8 protein-coding genes and 1 pseudogene are annotated in these 7,432 nt (G+C 74.1%); 8 read left to right on the forward strand and 1 reads right to left on the reverse strand.

What is annotated here, in order from left to right:
* A pseudogene (locus AC2CHG_RS28605) lies at window positions 1-235 on the reverse strand (prepilin peptidase); the annotation flags it as partial.
* Window positions 236-794: 559 nt separating this feature from the next.
* Between AC2CHG_RS28605 and AC2CHG_RS28610 the strand changes: the two are divergent.
* From AC2CHG_RS28610 to AC2CHG_RS28645, 8 genes are read left to right on the forward strand one after another with little or no spacing between them, the layout of a single operon-like run.
* Window positions 795-1,361, forward strand: coding sequence for a hypothetical protein (locus AC2CHG_RS28610; protein ID WP_402810508.1), 567 nt, complete (start codon window positions 795-797; stop codon window positions 1,359-1,361).
* A complete protein-coding gene (locus tag AC2CHG_RS28615; protein WP_484525964.1) occupies window positions 1,355-2,308 on the forward strand; it encodes a hypothetical protein in 954 nt (317 codons plus the stop codon). Before AC2CHG_RS28610 ends, AC2CHG_RS28615 begins: the two co-directional genes overlap by 7 nt.
* Window positions 2,305-2,973: an SAF domain-containing protein gene (locus AC2CHG_RS28620; RefSeq protein ID WP_262015953.1), complete on the forward strand. Its 669-nt coding sequence runs from the start codon at window positions 2,305-2,307 to the stop codon at window positions 2,971-2,973. The genes AC2CHG_RS28615 and AC2CHG_RS28620 overlap by 4 nt, the downstream gene beginning before the upstream one ends.
* On the forward strand, window positions 2,973-3,806 hold the full coding sequence (locus AC2CHG_RS28625) for a CpaE/TadZ family protein (protein ID WP_484525965.1): 834 nt from the start codon (window positions 2,973-2,975) through the stop codon (window positions 3,804-3,806). Before AC2CHG_RS28620 ends, AC2CHG_RS28625 begins: the two co-directional genes overlap by 1 nt.
* Entirely contained in the window at window positions 3,796-5,337 is a 1,542-nt protein-coding gene (locus AC2CHG_RS28630; RefSeq protein ID WP_484525966.1) for a TadA family conjugal transfer-associated ATPase, read from the forward strand. The genes AC2CHG_RS28625 and AC2CHG_RS28630 overlap by 11 nt, the downstream gene beginning before the upstream one ends.
* Window positions 5,280-6,233 (forward strand): type II secretion system F family protein, encoded by a 954-nt coding sequence (locus tag AC2CHG_RS28635; protein ID WP_484525967.1) that lies wholly within the window; start codon window positions 5,280-5,282, stop codon window positions 6,231-6,233. Before AC2CHG_RS28630 ends, AC2CHG_RS28635 begins: the two co-directional genes overlap by 58 nt.
* Before the next feature lie 52 nt (window positions 6,234-6,285).
* The gene (locus AC2CHG_RS28640; RefSeq protein ID WP_484525968.1) at window positions 6,286-7,152 is read left to right on the forward strand and encodes a type II secretion system F family protein; all 867 of its coding nucleotides are present in this window, start codon (window positions 6,286-6,288) and stop codon (window positions 7,150-7,152) included.
* A 25-nt stretch (window positions 7,153-7,177) separates the two neighbouring features.
* Entirely contained in the window at window positions 7,178-7,387 is a 210-nt protein-coding gene (locus tag AC2CHG_RS28645) for a hypothetical protein (RefSeq protein WP_484525969.1), read from the forward strand.
* The last annotated feature ends 45 nt before the right edge of the window (window positions 7,388-7,432 follow it).

A 7,432-nucleotide genomic window follows, 5' to 3' on the forward strand; every position in this document is an offset into this window, starting at 1 on the left:
GGGCTCGGCAGGCCGGGCACCGGGCCGCGGGGCCGAGCGCCGGCAGCGGCCGGTCCAGCCCGATCGGCGTGCCGCAGCCGTCGCACGCCGTCCGGTCCGGACACCCCGGCGGTACGGCGTAGCGCGCCACCGCCAGCCGGAGCAGGGGTACGACAGTCAGGGCGGCGGCCAGCCGGGCGCTCAGACGGCCGGCATCGGCCACCGGTCCGGTACGCCGCACCCGTTCAGCCGTCATATCGGATCCCCCGTCCGGTCGCCGTGCGTTCCATCGTGGAGCACGCAGAGTGATTTATCGATCGTGCGAATGTGACGGGGGAAGCCCGCGGCGGCGTGCGGCGCGACGCGCGACCGGCCGGGACGAGCCACGGCGTGAACCCCGGCGGACCGGCGGGACGGATCGGACGAGCGGCATGCTCCCCACCCATACCGGCGGCCCGTCGTCACCGCCGCGGCGCGTACGGGTGAGCACACGCCAGCCGGCCCGGAACCCCGCCGAAGCCCGCTCGTCACCGTGGTGACACACACCGGCCACCACCTCCCGTCTTCACTCACCGTGTTCACGTGAATTGCCTCTGTTGCATCGGCGGACGTGAGCCTATGCTCGCCCCTTGGGTACGACGCAACCCCCGATCAATTGGCGTCGGAGGAGCAAGGGCACAGAATCCGCAGCGATCAGTACAGGTCAATACAAGTGGCGGCGACGGGGGCCCGGAGTGACAGTTCCGGGCGCGCTTCCGCATGCCCGGAGCGGGTCGGCGTGATCGCCCCGGGCCGGCACCGAGGAGGGATCGGCGTTGCGCACATGGCAATCCCGCCGATGGGAAATCTTCCTGCTCAGCCTCGTGCTGGTGGTCGGCTCGACCGGCTGCGGCACCGAGCCGGAGGCGGCGACCCGTCCGCTGACCGGCCGCGCCGCCGCACCCGCCGCCCATTCCAGCGCCGAGGAGAACGCGGCCGGAAAAGCGGCTCTGGCCGCCTATTCCGGCTATCTCGACGCGTCCCGGGCGGCCAGTGCGCGCAGCGATCCGTCCCATCCCGCTCTGACCCGTTTTCTGGCTGATCCGCTGCTGACCCGGGTGCGAATGGCGATTCTCGACGCGAAGGAGCACGGCGCGATGCGTACCGGGAAACTGCTCTCCGACCCCGAGGTCGTGTCGGTCGACCTGACCGCGCGCCCGCCCACCGTCGAGATCCAGGACTGCCTGGACGCGAGCGGCTACCGGCTCGTCTACGCCAAGGACCGCAAGGCCGTGCCCGGCACGCGCGGCGGGCGCTACCTGGCCACCGCCACGGCGGTCCGGTACCCGGACGGCCGGTGGCGCGTCAACGGCGGCGCCGCGCACCAGGACCAGCCGTGCTGACCTGGGGAGGAAGGGGTGTCCCGGCCCGGCCGGCCCGGGCCGGGACGCTCCGCCGGCTGCTGCTCGCCGCCGGCCTGGCCGCGCTGCTGACGCTCACCGGCGCACCCGCCCGCGCCGCCGATCCGGGCGGCTCGTGCCCGCCGGAACAGACCGACTGCGACGTCTGGGACGACGACCCCGGCATCCCCGGCGGACCGGGTGGGCCGGGTGGCGGCGGAGACAACGGCGGCGGGGGCGGCAACGGCGGCAGCACCCCGAAGTGCCAGTGGAACGGCCGGGCCATCCCCTGCTACCACGAGGTTCTCGGCTGGTTCAACAACGCCGACGGCTGCTACTACAAACTCGAGGAGCCGCAGGGCGAGGCCCCTCCCGGCCAGCAGTGGTACCAGCTCACCTGCAACGGCGGCGACCTCGGCAGCCTGCGCCGGGCGCTTCTCGACGCCCCGCCGCCCGGCTACGGCGCGCCGCCGGACCCGGAGGAACTGGCCCGCCGCGCGCTGGCCTCGATCTCGCTGCTCCCGCCCCGCGCCGCCGTGGCACCCCGGCGCAGCCAGGGCCCCGGCCTGGTCGGGCTACCCGTCTGGATGTGGGCCAGCCCGGGCGAGGCGTACTTCGGGCCGCTATCCGCGTCCGCCTCAGACCGAGGGCTGACCGTGGAGATCACCGCGAAGGTGGACCGGATCGTCTGGCACATGTCCGACGACATCGACGTCACCTGCGACGGGCCGGGCACGCCATACCGGGCGAACGGGCCGAGGGCCGGCTCCACCTCGCCGGACTGCGGCCTCGACCAGGGCTATCCGGAGGCCGGCACCTACGAGGTCAGCGCCACGACGTTCTGGACCGTCGAGTGGTCCGGCGGCGGGGAGAGCGGCGTGATCGCCCAGAGCCGGTCGAGCGGCGTCGTCCTGGTACAGATCAACGAGCTTCAGGTGGTGACCCGATGAGTGTCGTGGCAGCCCGCAACGGAACCCCGGTGGAGGCACCCGTCGCACCGCCGAAGGTGGTCCGGCAACGACGCGTCCGCCCCGGCCTGCTCGGCCTGGCGGTCCTGCTGATCGCCCTCGGCGGTCTGGGCGCCGCGTTCGCGGTCACCTCGGTCCGCTCCACCGGCACGTACCTGGCCGTGGCCCGGGCGGTCGACGTGGGACAGCAACTCAGCGCCGACGACCTGGTGCCGGTGCGCGTCTCCGGCGGCCGGGAACTCCGGCCGGTGCCCGCCGACCGGATGGACGAGGTGCTGGGGTTGCGGGCGGCCGTCCGGCTCACCCCGGGCACGTTGCTCACCGAGGCGCAGCTCACCGAGGCCCCACTGCTCGGCGCCGGCCAGCAGCAGATCGCGCTGGGGCTGAAACCCGAGCAGGTGCCGGCCCGCAAGCTGCACCCCGGCGACAAGGTGCTGCTGGTCAGCACGCCGTCGAACGCCACCGGCGGAGGCTCCGAGGCGTCCCGTGGCGGCGGCACCCGGTTCGAGGGCACCGTGATCGACACTGCCACGCCGCAGAACGGCGACGTGGTCGTCTACCTGGCGCTTGCCGTACGGGACGTGCCCGCTGTCGTGGCGCTCGCCGCCGACGACCGGATCGCGCTCGTGCTCACCGAGGCAGCCTGATGGCGATCATCGCCCTGGTCTCGGCGAAGGGGTCGCCGGGCGTCACCACCGCCGCGCTCGCCGCCGCGCTGAGCTGGCACCGGCGGCTCGTGCTGGCCGAGTGCGACCCGGCGGGCGGCTCGATCCTCGCCGGTTACCTCGGCGGGGCGCTGGACGGGCCGCGCGGCATCGGTGAGCTGGCGGTAGGTGAGCTGCGCGACGGCAGCCTGGAGCACGCGTTCTGGTCCCAGCTGGTCGACCTGGACGCGCCCCGCCGCGAGCGGCTGCTGCTACCAGGCGTCGTGGACCCGGCCCAGGCCGGCAGCGTGATCCCGCTCTGGCAGCGCTTCGCCGACTACTTCACCGCACTGGAGCGGGGCGAACCGCCGTACGACGTGCTCGTCGACTGTGGCCGGCTGGCAGTGGGCGGTCCACCGTGGCCGCTGCTGCGGGCCGCCGCTGTGGTACTGCTCGTCACCCGTGCGCACCTGCCCGACCTCTCCGCCACCCGGGCCACCGCCCGCGCGATCGAGCGGGACCTCACCGAGCACCGCGTACCGCCCGGCACGCTGCGGCTCCTCGTCGTCGGGGACGGGCACGGCACCAGCGAGATCAGCAAGGCGCTACGGCTGCCGGTGATCGCCCGCCTGCCGCACGACCCGCGTACCGCCGAGGTGCTCGCCCACGGCGGCACCGTACGGGCCAACCGGCCACTGATGCGCGCGGCCGGCGCCCTGGAGGTGCCGGTACGGGCGCTGCTGGACCGGCGGCGGGCCCGGCTGGCCTGGCCCGGGGCGGCCACACCGCGCGCGGTGACCGCGCCGAGCGTGCCGGGGGTGTCCGGTGCGGTTTGAGCCGGTCTCCCACGACCCGCGCGTCCAGCAGCCGGGCGTCGTCTCCACTGTGCCGCCGCTGGCCCCGCCGAACGGGCGGCACCACGTACCCGGTCCGATGCCCGCCGCGCCGGCGGCGCCGCCGCCACGCCCTCGGGTCGACTTCGCAGTGGTCCGCGAGCTGCGCCGGGAACTGAGCGAACGGCTCACCCACTGGCAGCGCGGACGCGAGTTCGACGCCGACGCCGAGGAGGTCGAGCGCGCCCGGCTGGCGGTAGCCGTGGTGTCCGCGTACGCCGACTCGGTACGCCGGGCCGGCACGCCGATGGCCGCCGACGAGGAGCGGCTGCTGCTCGACCAGGTGACAGCCGAACTCGTCGGGCTGGGCCGCCTCCAGACGCTGCTCGTCGACGACAGCATCGAAGAGGTGCACATCCTCGGCTGCGACCAGGTACGCATCACCCGGCACGGCGGCGGCGTCGACTGGGCCGAGCCGATCGCCGAGACCGACGACGAACTGGTCGAGATCCTCCAGGCGGCGGCCCGCCGCGCCGGGGCCACCGAGCGGTCGCTGTCCACCTCGAAGCCCACGCTCGACCTGCAACTGCCCGATGGCAGCCGGCTCGCCGCCGTGTTCCTGGTCAGCCACCGCCCGTATGCGGTGATCCGCAAGCACAACACGCTCGAAGTGAGCCTGGAGGACATCGCGGGCGGCCGGCCCGACCTGGACGAGATGATCGACCCGCTGCTGCGCGACTTCCTCCGCGCGTCCATGCGGGCCGGGCTGAACATCATGGTCGCCGGGCTCGCCGGAGCCGGGAAGACCACTGTCATCCGCGCGCTGATGGACGAGATCCCGGCCGACGAGCCGTACGTGCTGCTGGAGGAGAGCCGGGAACTGCTGCCGGCCCGGCGCGGGCACAAGCACCGGGCGGTGATGAGCTTCGAGTCCCGGGAGGGGCACGGCGAGCGCGGCGCGGACGGGCGGCCGGCGGGTGAGGTCAGCATCGCCGACCTGATCCCGGTGTCGCTGCGCATGGGCGTGCTGCGGATCATCGTCGGCGAGGTGCGGTCCCGGGAGATCGTGCCGATGCTCCAGGCGATGACCACCAGCCGCGGGTCGATGTGCACCATCCACGCGCGTACCCCCTCGGGGGTGAGCGAACGCATCATCGAGCTGGCGCTGTCGCACGGCCGGGAGATGACTGTCGACCAGGCCCGCCGGATGGCGGGTAATGCGCTCGACCTGATCGTCTATGTGACGGTCGAGGACGAGACAGCGATCGGCGGGCGCAAGCACCGGTTCGTCTCGCACGTCGAGGAGGTCATCGGCGTCGGCGAGGGCAACCGGATCACCACCACGTCCGTCTTCGGCCCCGGCCCGGACGGCCGTGCGGTCCCCCGCCACCTGCCCGAACGCATCCGCGACCAGCTGCTGCGTGTCGGCTACGACGCCCGCCTGCTCACCCGGTTCGTCGAGGCCGGCATGGGCGCGTGGCGGCGGCCCCGGCACACCCGCCTCGGGGCGCGGCCGAGCGGAGGCCCGGCGTGACGCAGATCGAACTGATCGCCCTGGTCTCCGGCGCCGCGTGCGTGGCCGGGCTGGTGCTGACAGTCGTCGCGCTCGTCGGCACCCGCCGGCCGCCGGGTCCGGCGCCAGGTAGCGGGCCGGGCCTGAGCCGGCTCTGGACCGGTTCCGGCGCGAGCCGCGCCGACCAGCACCGCTACCAGCTCCTGCTCGGCGCCGCTGTGGTCGCCGGGGCGGCGGCGTTCCTGCTCACCGGGCTGCCGGTGGTCGGCCTGCTGGTGGCGCTCGCGGTGCCGGGCGTGCCGTGGCTGTTCGCCGTCGGCCGGGCCGAGCAGCGGGCCATCGCCCGGGTCGAAGCCGTAGGCGAGTGGACCCGCCGGCTCAAGGACATCTCGGCCACCGGCCAGGGACTCCAGCAGGCGATCATCGGCACCATCGCCACCGCGCCGGAGGAGATCCAGGAGGAGGTACGCACGCTCGCGGCCCGCCTCCAGGCCGGCTGGCTGGCCCGCTCCGCCCTGCTCGCCTTCGCCGACGAGATCGCCGACCCGGTCGCCGACCAGGTGGTGGCCGCGCTGATCCTGCACCTCACCGATCGGGGTGAGCGCCTCGGCGACGTGCTCGGGTCGATCGCCACCGCCGCCTCGGCCGAGGTGGCGACCCGCCGCGAGGTCGAGGCGAAGCGCACCCAGCCCCGGTTCGCGGTCCGCTTCCTCACCGGCATGACGCTGGCGACGCTCGCGTACGGGCTGGTGAACAGCGACTACATCCGTCCCTACGGGACGGTGACCGGTCAGCTCGTGATGGCGGTGCTCGGTGCGGCGTTCGTCGGCCTGCTGGTCTGGGTGCGCTCGATGAGCCAGCCGCCCCGGCCGGCGCGGTTCCTGCCGGCGCCCGACCTGGACGAGGCAATCGCGTGAGCGCGAGGAGCGAGCTTGCGAGCCCCGCAGTCGCGAACGAGAGGCGGGCAGCATGAGTGCACTCAACTGGCAGATGGCGATCGCGGTGCTCGGCGGCTGCGCGGTCGGGCTCGGGCTGTTCCTGGTCGTACGCGAGGCGCTGCCGGCCACCCCGGCGCTCGGCCCGGCGCTGCGCCGGCTGCACCAGCCGCCCGGTCAGGCCCCGGCCGCCGGTGCCGGGCCGGACTGGCTCGGCGGGTTCGCCCGCTGGCTGCGCCCGCCACACCGGCAACTCGCCCTGCTCGACCGCACCCCCGAGCAGTACGCGCTGTCCGTGCTGCTGTCCGCGCTCATCGGCTTCGCCACGCCGGCGGTCGCCTCGGCGGTGCTCTTCGTCGGCGGGGTGGCGCTGCCGGTGGCCGTACCGGTGGTGGCCAGCCTGGGCCTGGCGCTCGGTGCCGGGCTGCTCGCGCACCGCGCGGTCCTCGCCAAGGCCGACGCCGCCCGGGACGAGTTCCGGCAGGCGGTCTGCACCTACCTCGACCTGGTGGCGTTGCAGTTGTCCGCCGCGCACGGCCCGGTGCAGTCGCTGGAGCGCGCGGCGGCGGTCTGCGACGGCTGGGTCTTCGACCGGATCCGGGAGGCGCTGCGGCTCGCCCAGCTCCAGATGCACTCGCCCTGGGACGAGTTGCAGGAGCTGGCCGAGCGGATCGGCATCCCGGAGCTGGGCGACGTGGGCGCCATCATGCGCTCCTCCGGCAGCGAGGGCGCCCAGGTGCACGAGACGTTGCGGTCCCGCGCCGAGTCGCTGCGCGACCAGATCCGTACCGACAACCTGGCCCGGGCCGAGGGGGTCACCAGCAAGTTGGACATTCCCGGCTCGCTGCTGGTGTTCGTCCTGCTCGGCTTCGCCGTCTATCCGTTCCTCGCCCGTCTGTGAACCCACCTTCGAGAAGGAGACGACCATGCACCTCTACGCCTACCTGTACGTGGCGGTGAGCACCCGCCTCGCCGAGCTGCGCCGGGGCTCCGAGCGCGGCGACAGCCCGGTGCCGACCGCGGTGATCATCTTCGGCCTGGTCGCGGTGGCCATGGCGGTCACCGGGCTCGCCCTGGCCAAGGCGAACAACTGGATGAACGCCATCCCGGACAACACGGCGCCGCAGGCCCCGTGATGCAGCGCCCCGTCCGTACGGCCCGGAGCCGGCCGGCGTCTGCCG

It is taken from the genome of Micromonospora sp. ATLC20 (genome assembly GCF_057196585.1).

Coding starts and splice junctions, on each gene's coding strand:
- AC2CHG_RS28640 (WP_484525968.1), top strand. CDS start 6,286: ATGAGTGCACTCAACTGGCAGATGGCGATCGCGGTGCTCGGCGGCTGC.
- AC2CHG_RS28620 (WP_262015953.1), top strand. CDS start 2,305: ATGAGTGTCGTGGCAGCCCGCAACGGAACCCCGGTGGAGGCACCCGTC.
- AC2CHG_RS28645 (WP_484525969.1), top strand. CDS start 7,178: ATGCACCTCTACGCCTACCTGTACGTGGCGGTGAGCACCCGCCTCGCC.
- AC2CHG_RS28625 (WP_484525965.1), top strand. CDS start 2,973: ATGGCGATCATCGCCCTGGTCTCGGCGAAGGGGTCGCCGGGCGTCACC.